Genomic DNA, 15,077 nt, shown 5'->3' on the forward strand with positions numbered 1-15,077 from the left:
CCGTGTTGCAGGAATCCGCCTTCGGTCGCTGATGTCGAAGGTGGGACAGCCCCCGCCGCCCATAGTCGGCGGCGGCACGCCATACACGGCAGAAAGCACCTCCGCATGGTCGTGCTGGCTCACCGGGCCCCCTGGTAGCCAATGGCTAGTCTGCGGGACCCACGCCACGCGACCGGCAGCCCATCCCGGGCGGGCCCTGAGAGTTGCTTGTCTCTCCAGCGTCGCCCGCAGCACCGCTGAGCCGAACTGGTTCGGACGCCAGCGGGAGGGGCCTGGCTGGTGTGGAGCGGAGTGGTGGGTGATGCCGTAGTCGCGGGCGAAGTGGTTGGCTTCCATCGCCGATCCGGTCATCCGGTGCAGCCAGAACCCGTACGCCACCGGCACCCGCAACGGGCCCGCCACAAAGAATCTTGGCGGGGCTTCCACAAGCTGTTTCCGAGCGCTGCAAAACAACGGAATCTACCGGCCGTATGGTGGTTCACCAAGCGCGTGAATGAGACGATTTACCACTTCATCGACAGTGAAGTCCCACCCAGTCAGGTACTGTCCGCTCCAATTAATCCCTACCCGAAAATCATCCTTAGCCAGGTCCGGCAAAGCCGCGCTTCGCCAATGATCCAGCGGCATTGAAACAGCACGAAATTGAGGACCCCATAGCCGAGCAGCGCGCTGCGCACGGGCCTCCGATGACCAGTAGGGGAATGCGGGCCGCCCAGAACTTGAGACCGGCGTCGGACTGCCGTCATCATCCCGAACCCACCAAATGGTACGAGTTTGAACGATCTCGCGGAAGAAGGCCGCTGCCTGCGCCCCACTCGTGCTCACTTGAATCCTCCTATACCGTCACGCCTTGAGGGAACGCTCGGCGCGGCGCCAGAGGGCGCTCGCGCCGCGCTCGTCCGCAGCGTTAGTAACCGGGTGGGAGCCTACGGTATCCGCCGGGATCCATAATCACATGATCCTTTGGCCATCGGGGTGTCAGCAACAAACCGCCATCCCGCTCGGGAATAGGTTCGTGGCTCAGCTCCATCGATTCCCACGATCCATCCTGACGCTGCCGCTGTGGCGCCGACCCCCGTTTCATGCGACCGATGTTCGCGGCACCGTATTGGTCTGCGGCACCCGGCTCCGCCGCTTCGTTCTTCCAAAATCGCTTACGCATGGTAGACAAGGATGGAGAGGCGCCATTCTTGCTGGGCTTGGAATAGTCTTCTCCCAATTTCCAACGCCCACCACAGTTGCTGTTGTGTACGAGTACAGGTGTCTCACCTGCCAGCACATAGAACGTGTGCAAGCCGTCGACGGTGAGGTTGTAGGTGGTGGCCTGCTGACGGTAGGGCCGGCTTCCCGTAACGATGACCGTGTTGCCCTTGTCGGCGAGCAGGGTCATGCCGGGGGCGAGGTCGTCGGCTTCGATCCAGTCGTTTTCGGAGGGTGACCAGAAGGGGTGCTCGTGGGTTGCCGTGAGCTGTTCGATGCCGTTTTCGGTGGCGATGGAGAGTTCGTTGAAGCGCTTGTCGTCCCGTGTGACGATGAGGCGGGTGACTTCGCGGGCTCCGGACTCACCGGTTTCAGGGTCGGTTGCCTGGACCTTGTCACCGGGTTCGATGTCTTCGATGTCTTTGGTGGTTCCGTCGGCCATGAGGACGTCGGTGCCGGCCAGGAAGCATTTGGCGCAGGGGCTGCTTTTCGTACGCAGGCCGCCGAATCCGGAGCCTCCTGCTGGGCCTTCTCCGCCTTCGGCGGCGACCATGAAGCCGCCTGCCATCGCGACGCTCGTGCCCCATCGTGTCCCGTCTGGGCAGTTCAGCCCTGCCGCGACGCAGGCGTTGCCCTTCGCTCCGTTGACCGCCAGCGCGTCGGTTGGGCCGCTGCTGTCGGCGCAGGAGTCGCGGCCGTAGGTGCACAGCTCGTCGATCTTTTCGTAGAACGCTTCGGTGTAGATCTGTGCCTGGTCCCAGCCGACAGGGACGTGGACTGCGGGGTAGATGGTGACGTAGCCGTCGTTGTTGAGGTCGACTCCTGAATCGCCCTCCTGCTGCCACGATCCTCCGAGGATGGTCTCGCGCACCCACTGCTTGTGTTCTTCGCAGTGGTTGGTGCAGGAGCTGCCCTGGTCGGCGTCCATCAGGCCGCTGGGGTCGGAGCGGTTGACGGGGTCGTTGCTGCTGTAGCTGTAGGCGGAGAGGTTCTGTGGCCGGTACGGCGCACTGAGGGGGTCGGGGCTGAGGAAGCGTCCGAGGTAGGGGTCGTAGGCGCGGGCGCCGAGCAGGGACAGTCCGGTGCTGGTGTCTTCTGTCTTGCCGAGGAAGCCGTTGTCGGTGCCGGTGGGCAGGGTGCCGCTGCGTTCGTCGCCGAAGGGGGTGTAGCGGCGGCGGGTGGAGGTGCCGGTGGTGGCGTCGACGGCGATCTGGGTGGAGGCCTGGGTGTCGGCCATCAGGTAGGTGAGTCTGCCGTTGGTGGCGGTGGTGCCTTCGGTGGTGCGCATGGCGACGGTGGCACCGCCGCTGGTGTAGTGGCGGGTTGCGGTGACGGTGGTGCCGTCGGTGCGCAGTTCGGTGCCGCCGAGTGAGGCAATGGCTTCGCTGGGGGTGGTGCGGACGAGGAGGTTGCCGTCGGCGTCGTAGGCGTAGCGGGTCAGTTCGCTGCCGCTGGCTTTGGTGGTCTTGACCGTGGCCAGCTGGGCGAGTTTGGTCCAGGTGTAGTCGATGGTCGTTGCTGTGCCGGTGGCAGGTTGTTCGATGCGTTTGAGCATCGTGCCGTTGTCGTCGTAGGTGAGGGTGTCGGTGCGGGTGGTGGTGCTGCCGGTCTTGTGGAGGATTTTGCGGATGCCGTGGGGCCAGTTGGCGTTGGCGGTGGTCCAGGTGCCGGCGTCGTCGTATCCGGGGTAGAGGTAGTCGCGCAGGGCGGCGGTGCCGGCGGTGTTGGTGTCGGTGACGGACTGCAGGTTGCCCATGCGGTCGTAGGTGTAGGCGCTCTGGTAGGGGGCGGTGCCCTGGTTGTTGGTGGTGGTCTGTGCGGAGTTCGCGCAGACCAGGGTGTGGGTGAAGGCGCTGGTCAGGCGGCTCTGGTCGTCGTAGCGGAAGCACTGCGACTGGGCGGTCTGGCCGGTGGCCTCCTCGCGCAGTTCGGTGATCCGGCCGGACAGGTCGTAGCGGTAGGTGTCCTTCTGCCTTTCGGTGATCAGTTCGTTGACGTTGGTGGTCGTGGCGATGGAGGTGAGCCGGCGGGTGCCGTTGCTGTCGTCGTAGCTGTAGGCGCGTTGGGCGTTGGTGCCGGTGCCGTCGAAGTCGGCTCCGTAGGTGCGTCCGGTGAGGCGGTCGTAGGAGTCGTAGGCGGTGTCGTCGATGTAGACGGCCGCGCCCAGGGTGCTGGTGAGGCGGTCCGGTCGGCCGTAGGTGTCGTAGGTGGTGGTCACCGTCTCAGCGGCGAGGCCTCCCGCGGCCGGGTAGGTCGCCTTGGTGAGATGGTCGGCGGCGTCGTAGGCGAACGACGTCGTGTAAGTGCCGGCCAGGCCACTGACCGCGGCGGGGAGGGTGACCGTGCTGCTCAGGGGGCGGCCGCGGGTGTCGAAGGATCCGGTGCTGGTGGTGTAGGTGTTGCCGGCACTGTCGCGGCTGGTGGTGGAGGTGATCTGGCCCTTGCCGTTGGGGACGCCCAGGCCGTCCCAAAGCCAGGCGGCGAGTTCGTCCGAGCCGCTGGCGACGGCCGTCTTGCGACCGAGGTTGTCGTAGCCGTAGGTCAGGACGGTCTTGCCGCCGTTGCTGGTGGTCTGGCTGATCTGCCCGTTGACGTCGTACTCGGTCGTCGAGGTGCCCGCGTCGGGGTCGTCGACGGTGCGGCGCTGCCCGGCCCAGTCGTAGGTGTAGAAGGTGTTGTTGCCCCGGGGGTCGGTGATCTGGCTTCGTAGGTGTTCGTTGACTCCGTTTGTCGGCGGGTTCTGACTCCACCTCGCGGCCGGAGAGTCTCGTTTGGTAGGTGAGAAGTGACTCCACTTTGCGTGGTGCCGACGAGGGGGTGCCTCCTCGATCATCACCTGGGAGGGCATAGAAAATACGGCCGCCCGATCCTTCCGCCCGTGCGATCATCACAAGGTGACCAAGATCGTTCCAGGCCGCTTGCGGGCCGCAGAGGCAAGCGACTGCGCCCAACTTCTGCATCTTTGGGCACTTTTGTTTGACGATGGTGGCACGCCGCGGGAGAAGCCCTGGTCGGGCCACGCACGTGAGTGGTTCACGCGCCATGTCGAGGATTCTCGCCAGGCCCGGTTCCCTGTGATCGAGGTAAACGGACAGCTTGTAGCTACGGCCATCGGCACCCTGGAGCTCGGCGTGCCCAACCCTCAGTGCATTCGGGGGCGCACCGTGCGCCTCGCGAACGTCATCACTCTGCCCGAGCATCGCGGCCACGGTCACGGAACGATGCTCGTACTGGACATCGTGGCGTGGGCCCGTTCGATTGCCGCCGACCGTGTCGATCTGAGCGCCACTCCCACGGGTCAGCGCATCTACGAAAAGCTCGGATTCACGGTGACCTCAGCCCCACGCATGAAACTCGTTCTCTAACGTGCAGCTCCGGTGTCAGCCGGCGGCCTGCTGTTCTGCGCGGGCTCGGGTGGCTGCCAGCCGGTAGGAGTCGGTGCCGGTCTCGATGATGTTGCCGCCGAACGTCAGCCGGTCGACGATGGCCGCGCAGAGCCTCGGGTCGGTGAACGTCTTGGTCCATCCTCCGAAGGATTCGTTGGAGGCGATGGCCACGCTGTTCTTTTCCTCCCGTTCCGTCAGAACCTGGAACAGCAGTTCGGCGCCTCGCCGGTCGAGCTCCATGTAGCCCAGCTCGTCGATGCAGAGAAGGTCGACGCGTCCGTAGCGGGCGATGGTCTTGGCCAGTAGCTTCTCGTCGGCGGCCTCCACGAGTTCGTTGACGAGCTTGGTGGCCAGGACGTATTTAACCCGGTACTCGTGCATCGCGGCCTCGGTGCCCAGCGCGATGAGCAGGTGGGACTTGCCGGTTCCGCTGTCGCCGATCAAGCAGAGCGGCAAGCCTTTCTTGACCCAGTCGCACTGGGCGAGGGTGTGGATCGTTGCCGGGTCGATGACGGGGTTGGCGTCGAAGTCGAACTGCCGGATCGACTTCTCGCGCGGGAAGCCGGCCGCCTTGATCCGCCGCTCCGAGCGCCGGCGGGCCCGGTCGTCGCATTCGGCCAGCAGCAGCTCGGCCAGGAACCCGCGGTAGGTCATCTGGTCCCGGACCGCGGCCTCGGCCAGGTCGGGGTACTGGTTTCGGATGGTGGGCAGCCGGAGCATCCGGCATGCCTGGTCCACTGCGGTGTCGGCGGCCTGTTCGGTCAGTCCGCGGTTGCGCTTGACGGTCACGGTGCCTCTTCCTGGGTCATGTCTGGCCGTCGGCGGGACGCCGGCGGAATCGCAGCAGCTGGTCGTAGGCGGCCACCGACGGCAGCGGCCTGGGATCGGGCGGCAGTGCGGCCAGGCGCCGCTCGGTCAGCGAGGTCACCGTCGCCCCGCCGTCCACCCTGCGCCGCGGCGCGCTGTCCTGGTCGGTGGGCTGTTCGCTGCCCTGGTCGGCCTCGCCCCACTTGCGGGCCTCCAGGGCGACCGCGTCGGCGGTCAGCGCGCCGGCCCGCAGCGCGGTCGCGATCCCGGCCACCACGTGTTCGTGGACCATGTGCCGGTGCAGCAGCAGGACCGCGATCAAGGCGCGGGTGCCCTCGGCGTCGCCGTGGGCCTTGCAGGCCGCCTGCCACCAGGCGTCGTGGACCGGGGTGAACTTGCCCGCCGATCTGGCCTGGTCCAGTGCGGTCGCGCCAGGCAGGGCGCCTGGTTTGCGGACCAGGGCCTCCAGGTAGTGGTCCAATTCCAGGCGGGAGCCGCCCTTGGCGATCAGCCGCTCGTGGCGGGCGACTTCCCTGTGCGCGTCGTAGACCACGAGCTCCGAGGCGTGCAGCACGACCCGCACCATCCGGCCGATCAGCCGCACCGGCACCGAGTAGTGGTTGGTGCGGACACTAACCTGGCCGTAGCGGTTCACCCGCAGCGAGGAGACCAGTCCGGTCTCGAAGTCCTCCTCGGGCAGCGCGACCAGCAGCGGGCGCTCGATGGCGAACATCTCACCGATGGTCAGCGCCCGCTGCATGATCCGGCGGGCGTCGTCCTCCTGGTCCCAGCGCTCGACCATCATGTTCAGCTCGGCCAGCGAGGCGACCTTCGGGACGGGGACCAGGTGGTTCCTGCGGAACCAGCCGATCTGCCCTTCGACGCCGCCCTTCTCGTGGGCGCCCTCGATGCCCGGATTGCAGTAGAAACTATTGATCGAGAAGTGCGAGCGGAACGCCGTCCACCGGTCGCTTTCCACCCGGCCCCGGGTGTGGCCCTGCACCTGGCTGACCGCGGCGCGGAGATTGTCGTAGCGGACCTTCCCGCGCGGCACCCCTCTAATATGCGGGTCTCGTTGTCAAGTCATCGTCGAATCGAGGGAGAGTCTCGCGCTGGAGGCGTTCATCTACTCCCAGATTCGGCCAGTCCAGGATGCGGCTGGCGAGACCGGGGACACGTTCTGCGCGTTGCGTTCCCTGGAAATCTTGGTCTGCGACTCGGCAGGACTGATGCTCGCACTCCTCGACCGGGGCGGGCTTGGCCAGGAGGAGCGGTCCACCATGCTCCGTGAATGGAACCGGCTGTGGACCACCGCAAGCTGGTGGAACTATCGCGACGGATACGACAGCGACCGCTGGAATCGACTGGAGCATGTGGACGCCCCTGCCGAAGCCTCACACCATGCCGAGATTGCACGAGCTCAGGCAGCCGCTGGGGAGGTCCCGTGAGGTGGGCAACTGTCGTACGAACTTGGCGAGTCGACACAGTCAGGAGGCTTCTCCGTCGAGTCGGCTGAGGAGTCCGTCGAAGATCTGCTCGCGTGCGACCTGTCCCTTGGCCGCCGCGTCGTCTCGCTGGCGTTCGAGGGTGGGCCGGAACTCGATCGTGGTGACGAAGAAGGTGCAGGACTCGCAGATCGACTCGAAGTGGCAGTCCATCTCGACGGGGCGAGCGCAGTAGCCGTTGCCGAGCATCCGGCGGTGCATCTCCCGCCTGAGCTTGGTCATCTCCGTTCCCTCGGCGTCGGCCGGCAGCTGGCGCGGGGCGTCGTAGAGTGCCTCGACCTTCTCCGAGACGGCGAAGTACTCGTCGGCAACGGTCCGGTCAGCGATCCGCGCGTAAACGCGTGTCATGGACAGTGACTTGTGTCCCAGGAGTGCGGCGATGGCCTCCAGGGACATGCCTCGGTTGATCGCCTGGGTGGCCAGAGTATGGCGCAGTTGGTGCGGGGTGACCCTGCCCAGTCCGGCCCGCTCGGCGGCCTTGCGGACGGCGGCCTCAATGCGGGAGGCATTGACCGGGCGGCCGTGGTCGGTGAACAGCAGGTTCGAGCGCAGGCCCTCGGGGCGGTGCAGCAACCAGTCGTCCAGCAGCGCCTTCAGCTGCGGATGCAGGGGAACATAGCGGTCGGTGTGCATCTTGCCGACCGGGACACGGAGCCAGTAGGCGGAGCCGATCTGCACGACCGCATCGATGGTGAGGCCGAGCATCTCGCTGCGTCGCATCCCAGTGCGGGCGAGAATTTCGATGGCCAGGCGGGCGAATACGGATCAGGATCCTTGCGAGCGGCGGACAGAAGTTTGGCGGCCGCGGCGTCGTCGAGGAAGCGCGGCAGTGGCTCGTCCGCGATCGGGAAGTCGCTGTCGAACACCAGCTGGCGAGGTGGCCGGTCGGCGGTGTCCCATTCGTCGAGGCGGCGGAGAAAGCCGCGGACTTTGCTCAGGCGGTCGCGGACGGTGTGCCGGTGCAGCGGGCCTCCGCGGGCGGCCGGCCGCTCCAGCAGCCACTGTCGGTAGCGTTCGACGTGTCGCCGCTTGAGCTCGGCGACGCAGCTGACGGCCGCGTCTTCGGCGGCGACCAGCAAGGCGAACTCTCGCAGCGTCAGCTCGGCGTTCTTCACCGTGCCCGGCCGCAGCGTCCCGGCGATCTGCTGCAGATAGTGCTGCATCGTCTCCGCCATCCTGGCCGGGACGCGGGCCCATTCGCGGGCTCGCATGTCGGCCCGGTCCGGGGTGCGTCGGCGCGGGAGCTGGTCGGTCAACTCGCAGTGGAACAGAGTGGCTTCGAGGTTGAACAGGGCGGTCGACAGGGCCTTGACGCCGCGGTTGGGGATGCGGCGTGCGGCGTCCAGCAGAAGGCGGCGTCCCTCGTCCCAGTCGCGTTGCTGCAGTTCGTGGGGCTGGTTGGCGAACAGTGCCACGAAGTGACCCAGCAGGTTGAACTGGGTCATGGCCACTGTGTCGCGAAAGCCGAGTGTGCGGGCGGTCTCCATGAACCGCAGGTGCAGTTCCGGCTCCGTGCGGGCGAGTACGATCCCCAGTCGCGGGCGCCGGGCGACCAGGTAGTCCGCGCCCGGCTGCATCCGTCCCGTGACCGCAAGCCAGCTGATGAACCGGTGGGTCTCGTGGTTGAAGGCGAGCTGACGTTCCAGTGGCAGGCGACAGAAGTCGGTCAGGTCAGGCACTGCGGCAAGCAGTGCCCGGGCACCCCAGCGGACCTTGTGGTCGGTGTTCATGCCCTGCGCGGCCCGGTGGGCGAGGTAGAACTCGACCAGGTCCGGGCGCACTATCGGCAGGGCCGCGGCGCGGGCCCGGCGCATCAGGACTCCGCTCGGTCGGCGTCGATCGCGGCACTGGCCTCCAGGTACTGCTCGACGAGCCAGCTGTTCGCGAGGTGGATGTAGACGCGGGTCGACTCGATGGAGCGGTGTCCGGCCTGGGCCTGTACCGCTTCCAGAGCCATGCCTGCCTCCCGCAGCCGCGTCAGGCAGGTGTGCCGGAGCTGATGGCATGTCAACTTCGGTAGTCCGGTTCGTCTTCGGACTCCGTCGAGGATCTCGTCGAGACCGTCGGCGGAGAGCGGCCGGCCGCGGGTCGGCCCGCGCAACACCACGAACAGCTGGTCGTGGTCCACGGGTGGACGCTCACGGTCCAGGTAGTCGCCGACCGCGCTGAAGAACTGCGCGGAGACGGGTATCAGGCGCTGGTGCCCGCCCTTGCCCTCGCTGATGAAGACCCGACGCTCGCCCGGTGAGAGGTCACCCAGGCGCAGGCCGAGGACCTCGCAGCGGCGCAGCCCGCCCAGCAGCATCGCCAGGATCATCGCCCGGTCCCGTGCGGTGTTCAGGGCGCCGAGGACCGCCTCGACCTCGGTCGGCCCGAGGACGCGTGGGAGGGTGCGAGGCGTGCGCAGCAGAGGTGCCCCGCGGGTGCCACTGCGGCGGCGGTTGGCCAGTCCCGTCGGCACCGGGTTGCGGTCGACAGCGAGGTCGTCGCGGGTCATCAGGTAGCCGAACAGCCCAGAGACGCTGGCGAGCCGGCGCTTGATGGTCCGGGCTGAGAGTCCGGCTTCACCGTCTTCGAGCCGGACGACCTTCGGGCCTTGACGCGGCTTCTTCTGCGCGGTGATGAACGCGAAGATGTCTGCGGTGACGACGTCGGCCGGCTCCTTGGGCACCACCGAGAAGAAGACCTTCAAGTCGTAGGCGGTGGCCAGCAGGGTGTTCGGCCTGCAGCGGGCCGCCACGAACTCCAGGTAGTCGTCGACCAGGACGTGGCCGAGCGATGCAGCAGGGTTGCCCGCGGCATCAACACGTCGTACCAACTCCGGCTGCCAGGCCATCCGAGCTCCTCGACGGGAGCGACCATCCTGACGGGCAACACGAGATCGAGGAAGAGTTGTCACCCACATAACCGTCGAAGTAGCGGAAGGCCGCGACGTGCGCCTCGGTCCACGCGTGCTGGTCCAGGTTCAGGACCGGGCGGACGAACATGTGCCGTGAGCAGGGCAGTACCATCACGAACGCCCAGACGCGGTGCCGTTTGCCGGTGCGGGGGTTGGTCCACTGGCCCAGGAAGCCGTAGTCGATCTGGGCCTCCTCGCCAGGCTCGACCTCGTCGCGCAGGACGGTGACCTGTGAGCGGCTCACCTCGTCGGGCAGTGTGGCGTGCACCCAGCGGCGGAACGAGGAGACCGACACCTTCAGTTTGTGCTCGTCCCGCAGCCGCTGGTGGATCGTGGAGACCGTCACCGTTCCCAGCAAGTCCTTGATGTAGTCGCGGTGTTGGTCGATGTCGGACCAGGTGACCTGCCGCAGTCTCCTGTCGACGAGGCCGGGGAACCAGCCTTCGATCAGCCCGGCCCAGTCGGCCTCGGTCATCGGCGGCCCGCCCGGGGTGATCCCGGACGCCTCCGCCGGCGCCAGGTACTTCCTGACTGTCTTGCGGTCCACCCCCAGCGACGCGGCCAGCGCGCTCTTCGAGCGGCCCGCGTACCAGTGGACGTAGATCTCGGTGATGTCGACCACGACGAACGTTCTCCTTGCCATCCGGGCTGCCCATCGGCGTTCGGGACCCACCGGGCGAGGGCCATCCGCAGCTCCGCGATGACCAGGTCCCTCGATCCCGAACTCCGCCGTACCCATGGCCAATCAGGAGGATTCAGAATAGAAGTCGCATATCTAGCAAACCGCCCCATCTGCTGAAAATCTGGTGCCAGTGACGCCGCCTCGTGTGACGCAGCCACTCCAAAGCATTTGATGCAAAGATTTCATTGCAAGCATTGCTTTGCATCGCTATCTTTGTAGGCATGAACGAGCCCCAGGACTCGCACGTCCGCAATCTCGATGCCCGATCCCTGCGTGGGCTCGCACACCCACTGCGCATGCAACTGCTGGACGCCCTGCGCTTCGGTGGCCCGGCCACCGCGTCTCAACTCGCCGAAAAGCTGGGCGAGTCAAGCGGTGCGACCAGCTACCACTTGAGGCAGCTCGCCATTCACGGGTTCATTGAGGACGCTCCCGAGCGCGGCAAGGGCCGGGAGCGGTGGTGGAAGGCGGTCCACAAGGGCCTGCGCTTCGACGACGCACTGCTCACGGATGCCAGTCCGGACGTGCGCGGGGCCGCCGACATGTACCTCCACGAGATCGCCACCACCCAGACCCGGGACCTGTCGACCTGGCTTGGCAACCGCCAGGCATGGCCGGAGGAATGGAACCGCACCTGGGACATGAGCAGCGCGACACTGCGGCTGACGCCCGAACTGACACGGGAACTCGTCGAGAAGATGCACGCGCTCGTCGACACCTACCGCGACCGGGCCACCGACGAGGACGACGCCAACACCGCCCAGGTACGCATCCACACACACGCGTTCCCCCTCACCACGGAATGAAAGGCCACAGCCCGATGCACCCCGAGCACCACCTTGCCCTGCACCATGCCCGCGCCGCCGAACTCCGCGCCGAAGCCGACGCGTACCGTCTCGCCGCAGCGGCCCGGCACCCACGGCACCCCCGGGACCTCCGTACCCGTCTCGGCTGGGCCCTCGTGGAAGTCGGCCTGCGACTGGCCGCCGCCCCCAAGGCGGCAGCCGCCATCCCTTAGCGCCGTTCGCGACCGCCGTCCCCGTGGGGAAACATGACCGCGCGGATGGGGAATTAGCTGACGCCGAACCCGCCTGAGGTGGCGAATTGCATGACCGTCGACACCAAGTCCTCACCATCCGGGACGAGGACCGCACCGGGTACGAGCGGACGAAGTTCCGACACCGGATCGACGCCGACCGCGACGGCTGCCACACCCGCTCGGAGGTCTTGATCGAGGAGGCCGTCACCGCCCCCGAACAGGGCGTCAACTGCGCGCTGAGCGGCGGCATCTGGTACTCGCCGTACGACAGCATCACCTTCGACCAGGCCCGTGCTCTCGACATCGACCACCTGGTCCCCCTCGCCGAGTCCTGGGACTCCGGCGCCTCCAGCTGGACCGCCGGCGAACGCCAGGCCTACGCCAACGACCTCGACGACCCCCGCGCCCTCATCGCCGTCTCCGCCTCCAGCAACCGCTCCAAGGCGGACCAGGACCCGACCACCTGGCAGCCGCCGGCCGAGGGCTACCGGTGCACGTACGCCACCGACTGGACCGCGATCAAGACCCGCTGGGCTCTGGCCGTCGACCCGGCCGAACAGGCCACACTCACCGACGTTCTCGACAGCTGCCCAGAGGCGGTCATCGAGGTCACCCGCGCCCGCTAACCGCTCCCGGCTCGTCTCAGGCGGCGTCGGCGATCTTTTCCGTCCGGGATTCGTTGCACAGGCATGACGCCGCACAACGCCTGGTCGAGGGCGGAGCAGTGCGCCGAAGAGCTCGCCGACACCGCCTGCCATCTCGCCGACACATCCAGGCCGGATGCCTGAAGCAGGGAGGCCAAGGACGATGCCCTGGAGGCGATCGACACCCTCGCCCAAGCGCTGTCGACACTCGGACCTGAGTAGGTGTTTTTGAAGGTGGGCAGAGGACTGAGGCTCCGCAAAAAGGGATTCAGGGTTGAGTAGTGGCTCGCGTAGGGTTCCCCAGTTGCGAGCTGAAAAGGTGGGTCGTGGACGTGGCACCTCGGGAAGTGATGCGGGACCAGCTGGCGGGGGCGGCCCGGGCCGCACTGGGGGGCGGTCGGCAGCTGGAGGCGGTCGAGCGGCTCACCGGCGGCACCACGAAGGGCGTGTACCGCCTCACGATGAACGACGCCACGACGGCAGTCGCCTATCTGTGGGAGAAGTCGGAGAACTACTGGCCAGCGGATGAGGGCGATGGCGACCTCACCGACCCGTTCTCGCCCGGTGTCGGACTTGACCTGTTCGAGGCCAGCCACGCGCGCCTGGCCTCGCTCGGCCTGCGGGTCCCCGAGGTCCACTTGGTCGACCGGGACCGCACTCACTACCCGGCCGACCTGGCGATCGTGGAGGACTTCCCTGGCGAGGACCTGATGGACCTGTTCAACCGCGACCCGCGCGCCGCAGAGCCGACGATGGCCCGCCTCGCCGACGCCCTGGCGGCGATGCGACGCCATCGAGCGCCGTCGTTCGGCAAGGTGGCCCAGATCGACAAGGGAGGAAGGTCCAAGGCGGCGTCGTGTGAGGAGGCAGCGCTTGGGTTCGCGCTGCGCTGCCTCGCTGAGGCGGCGTCCCGTGACCGGAGGATCGCGGACGCCCGCGGCAGGCTGGAGGAACGGCTGCGTGAACTCGCCGCGGAGGTGCGGCCGCGTGCCGAGTACTCGGTCGTCCATGGCGAGCTGGGGCTGGACCACGTGCTGGTGGACCGTGCCGGTAACCCGGTCGTGATCGACTTCGAGGAGTTGCTGTACTTCGACGTCGAGTGGGAGCACGTGTTCCTGCGGCTCCGCCACTCCGAGGACCAATACCGGCGGTTGGCGGTGGAGGACCTCGACGAGGACCGACTCGCCCTCTATAAGCTCACCCAGCACCTGTCCCTGACGGCGGGGCCGCTCCGGTTGCTCGACGGAGACTTCCCCGACCGGGCGTTCATGCAGGGGATTGCCGAGCACCACTTGAACCAGGCGCTGGCGCTGGTCTGAGGTTGTTGGTCATCAGGGGGACATACTTGGCTTTTTTTTATCCCAGTCGGTGCGGGGGCTTTTGCGGGTGAGGCGTCGGGTCATCATGGTGATGAGCGCCCAGTTCAGGTGGCCTTCGGAGTGCTGGGGCAGCCGTTCGTAGTCGCGCGCGTTGCGACGCGCGTTCATGCACCAGCCGATCGTGCGCTCGACTTTCCAGCGACGGGGCAACACGACGAAGCCCTTGACCCCTTTGGGCCGGGAGACGATGCGCAGGGTGAGCCAGAGGCGGTCGCGGGCCCAGTCCACGAGTTCGCCGGCGTAGCCGCGGTCGGCCCAGACCTGGGTGATCTGTGGCTGGGTGAGGCGCAGGCGCCAGAACACGTCGCGGGCGGCGTCGCGGTCCTGGATGTCGGCGGGCGTGACCGTGATCATCACGGGCAGGCCGAGCGTGTCCACGGTGATATGTCGCTTGCGGCCGTTGATTTTCTTCGCGGCATCGTAACCGCGGCTGTCCTTCCCAACAGTGGAGGCTCCCTTGACCGACTGGGAGTCCACGATCAGCGTCACCGGGTGGGGGCAGCGGCCCTTTCTGGTACGGATCCTCCGGCGGAGCTGGTCACAGATGTAGGTGACGACCCCGGCCCGGTTCCACCTCCAGAAAAACCCGTAAACCGTCTCCCAGGGTGGAAAATCTGCAGGCAGAGCCCGCCACTTCGCACCGTTGTCGACGATGTAGCGGATGCCGTCGACGATCTCCCGCCGCGACCACTTCTCCGGGTGACCGCCGGTCGTGGTCTGGCAGGCCGGGATGGGCAGCAGGGGTTCGAGAAGGGCCCATTCGGCGACAGAGGTTGAAGCCATGGGCTACCACAGCCACGATGAGGTCCCAGACGAGCTGCGCGAAGCGGCACTTTCCCGCCCCTCCGTACCCCGCGCGGTCACGGATCAGGAGCACGTGGCCCTCACCGAGATCGAGCTGTGCGGTGACCTGATCATGGCAGCGGCCAGCGAGCCGGGTGAACGGCTCAGCTGGGACCGCATCGACGAGGTACTACGCGTGCGAAACGACGAGAACGATCAGGCCGCTCCATCCACCGCACACAGTGAAGGCACAGACCGAGCCCAAACGACGCGATGCTGACCGCGAACAGTCGGATGCCCGGGCTCTGGTAGCAGTAGACCCTGCTGCAGCTGTGCAAGGACCCCGCAAGGGGAGCCTGGAACATAGCCGGTCGGGTTGGTGACCTCCGCAGGCGAACCCACCGACGCCCAGATACCGGCCCCAACCACAGCGCCGGCACCCGGTCTGACGCCGGGACACGAGTCATGTAAAGTCAGGGGAGCGTGCTGATCTTCAAAATCCCAGCTCAGCAAGGGTATTCCCCATACGCGTGGGGGTCTATCCCTTTTCGCCCGTCTCTACAGCGACCAGTTCCGGGTATTCCCCATACGCGTGGGGGTCTATCGTACCGAGCTCTGCGCACAGGCCAGACTCACTGAGTCTTCCCCACCGCGTTGGGGGTCATCCCCCCGCCAGCAGGGATCCGGCAGGGTGTTTGGGTCTTCCCCACACACGGTGGGGCACCAGCCCAAGGCGTGCGCGTCGGCACGGGC

At 66.9% G+C, this 15,077-nt stretch carries 13 protein-coding genes and 2 pseudogenes; 6 read left to right on the plus strand and 9 right to left on the minus strand.

What is annotated here, in order from left to right:
- Window positions 1-459: 459 nt before the first annotated feature.
- Complete coding sequence (locus STRBO_RS42130) at window positions 460-825, minus strand: DUF2750 domain-containing protein (RefSeq protein WP_078531405.1); 366 nt, start codon at window positions 823-825, stop codon at window positions 460-462.
- A 409-nt stretch (window positions 826-1,234) separates the two neighbouring features.
- Window positions 1,235-3,898, minus strand: a pseudogene (locus STRBO_RS45515) (polymorphic toxin-type HINT domain-containing protein); the annotation flags it as partial.
- 196 nt (window positions 3,899-4,094) lie between these two features.
- Here STRBO_RS45515 and STRBO_RS0124770 point away from each other — a divergent pair.
- Complete coding sequence (locus STRBO_RS0124770; RefSeq protein ID WP_028796831.1) at window positions 4,095-4,565, plus strand: GNAT family N-acetyltransferase; 471 nt, start codon at window positions 4,095-4,097, stop codon at window positions 4,563-4,565.
- Between the two features lie 15 nt (window positions 4,566-4,580).
- Here STRBO_RS0124770 and istB read toward each other — a convergent pair whose 3' ends face one another.
- From istB to STRBO_RS40510, 6 genes are all read right to left on the minus strand, one after another.
- Window positions 4,581-5,375 (minus strand): IS21-like element helper ATPase IstB, encoded by a 795-nt coding sequence (gene istB, locus STRBO_RS0124775; RefSeq protein WP_005477162.1) that lies wholly within the window; start codon window positions 5,373-5,375, stop codon window positions 4,581-4,583.
- Between the two features lie 16 nt (window positions 5,376-5,391).
- Window positions 5,392-6,447 carry a Mu transposase domain-containing protein gene (locus STRBO_RS0124780; protein ID WP_005477164.1) on the minus strand — a complete coding sequence of 352 codons (1,056 nt, stop codon included), beginning with the start codon at window positions 6,445-6,447 and terminating at the stop codon, window positions 5,392-5,394.
- Between the two features lie 433 nt (window positions 6,448-6,880).
- Complete coding sequence (locus STRBO_RS44185; RefSeq protein ID WP_245170656.1) at window positions 6,881-7,603, minus strand: tyrosine-type recombinase/integrase; 723 nt, start codon at window positions 7,601-7,603, stop codon at window positions 6,881-6,883.
- Complete coding sequence (locus tag STRBO_RS44975; RefSeq protein ID WP_005479606.1) at window positions 7,492-8,712, minus strand: hypothetical protein; 1,221 nt, start codon at window positions 8,710-8,712, stop codon at window positions 7,492-7,494. Before STRBO_RS44975 ends, STRBO_RS44185 begins: the two co-directional genes overlap by 112 nt.
- Window positions 8,712-9,734, minus strand: coding sequence for a tyrosine-type recombinase/integrase (locus STRBO_RS0124795; RefSeq protein ID WP_005479607.1), 1,023 nt, complete (start codon window positions 9,732-9,734; stop codon window positions 8,712-8,714). Before STRBO_RS0124795 ends, STRBO_RS44975 begins: the two co-directional genes overlap by 1 nt.
- Entirely contained in the window at window positions 9,700-10,419 is a 720-nt protein-coding gene (locus tag STRBO_RS40510) for a hypothetical protein (protein WP_020114985.1), read from the minus strand. Before STRBO_RS40510 ends, STRBO_RS0124795 begins: the two co-directional genes overlap by 35 nt.
- A gap of 281 nt (window positions 10,420-10,700) precedes the next feature.
- Here STRBO_RS40510 and STRBO_RS0124805 point away from each other — a divergent pair, with 281 nt between their 5' ends.
- From STRBO_RS0124805 to STRBO_RS0124820, 4 genes are all read left to right on the plus strand, one after another.
- Window positions 10,701-11,285 carry an ArsR/SmtB family transcription factor gene (locus tag STRBO_RS0124805; RefSeq protein WP_005477175.1) on the plus strand — a complete coding sequence of 195 codons (585 nt, stop codon included), beginning with the start codon at window positions 10,701-10,703 and terminating at the stop codon, window positions 11,283-11,285.
- Between the two features lie 14 nt (window positions 11,286-11,299).
- Window positions 11,300-11,497, plus strand: coding sequence for a hypothetical protein (locus STRBO_RS0124810; RefSeq protein WP_020114987.1), 198 nt, complete (start codon window positions 11,300-11,302; stop codon window positions 11,495-11,497).
- An 86-nt stretch (window positions 11,498-11,583) separates the two neighbouring features.
- The gene (locus tag STRBO_RS0124815; protein ID WP_005477176.1) at window positions 11,584-12,144 is read left to right on the plus strand and encodes an HNH endonuclease family protein; all 561 of its coding nucleotides are present in this window, start codon (window positions 11,584-11,586) and stop codon (window positions 12,142-12,144) included.
- A 368-nt stretch (window positions 12,145-12,512) separates the two neighbouring features.
- Window positions 12,513-13,481 (plus strand): phosphotransferase family protein, encoded by a 969-nt coding sequence (locus tag STRBO_RS0124820; protein WP_020114920.1) that lies wholly within the window; start codon window positions 12,513-12,515, stop codon window positions 13,479-13,481.
- A 33-nt stretch (window positions 13,482-13,514) separates the two neighbouring features.
- On the opposite strand, the pseudogene STRBO_RS0124825 reads toward STRBO_RS0124820, so the two are convergent.
- Window positions 13,515-14,324: pseudogene (locus tag STRBO_RS0124825) on the minus strand (IS5 family transposase); the annotation flags it as partial.
- 34 nt (window positions 14,325-14,358) lie between these two features.
- Here STRBO_RS0124825 and STRBO_RS0124830 point away from each other — a divergent pair.
- Window positions 14,359-14,604: a hypothetical protein gene (locus STRBO_RS0124830; RefSeq protein WP_237547400.1), complete on the plus strand. Its 246-nt coding sequence runs from the start codon at window positions 14,359-14,361 to the stop codon at window positions 14,602-14,604.
- The last annotated feature ends 473 nt before the right edge of the window (window positions 14,605-15,077 follow it).

The sequence above is a fragment of the Streptomyces bottropensis ATCC 25435 genome (assembly GCF_000383595.1).
Taxonomy (GTDB): domain Bacteria; phylum Actinomycetota; class Actinomycetes; order Streptomycetales; family Streptomycetaceae; genus Streptomyces; species Streptomyces bottropensis.

Excerpts from the sequence above, each read along its gene's own strand:
- STRBO_RS44185 (WP_245170656.1), bottom strand. The coding sequence starts at position 7,603 with ATGCTCGGCCTCACCATCGATGCGGTCGTGCAGATCGGCTCCGCCTAC.
- STRBO_RS0124820 (WP_020114920.1), top strand. The coding sequence starts at position 12,513 with ATGCGGGACCAGCTGGCGGGGGCGGCCCGGGCCGCACTGGGGGGCGGT.
- STRBO_RS44975 (WP_005479606.1), bottom strand. The coding sequence starts at position 8,712 with ATGCGCCGGGCCCGCGCCGCGGCCCTGCCGATAGTGCGCCCGGACCTG.
- STRBO_RS0124805 (WP_005477175.1), top strand. The coding sequence starts at position 10,701 with ATGAACGAGCCCCAGGACTCGCACGTCCGCAATCTCGATGCCCGATCC.
- STRBO_RS0124810 (WP_020114987.1), top strand. The coding sequence starts at position 11,300 with ATGCACCCCGAGCACCACCTTGCCCTGCACCATGCCCGCGCCGCCGAA.
- STRBO_RS0124795 (WP_005479607.1), bottom strand. The coding sequence starts at position 9,734 with ATGGCCTGGCAGCCGGAGTTGGTACGACGTGTTGATGCCGCGGGCAAC.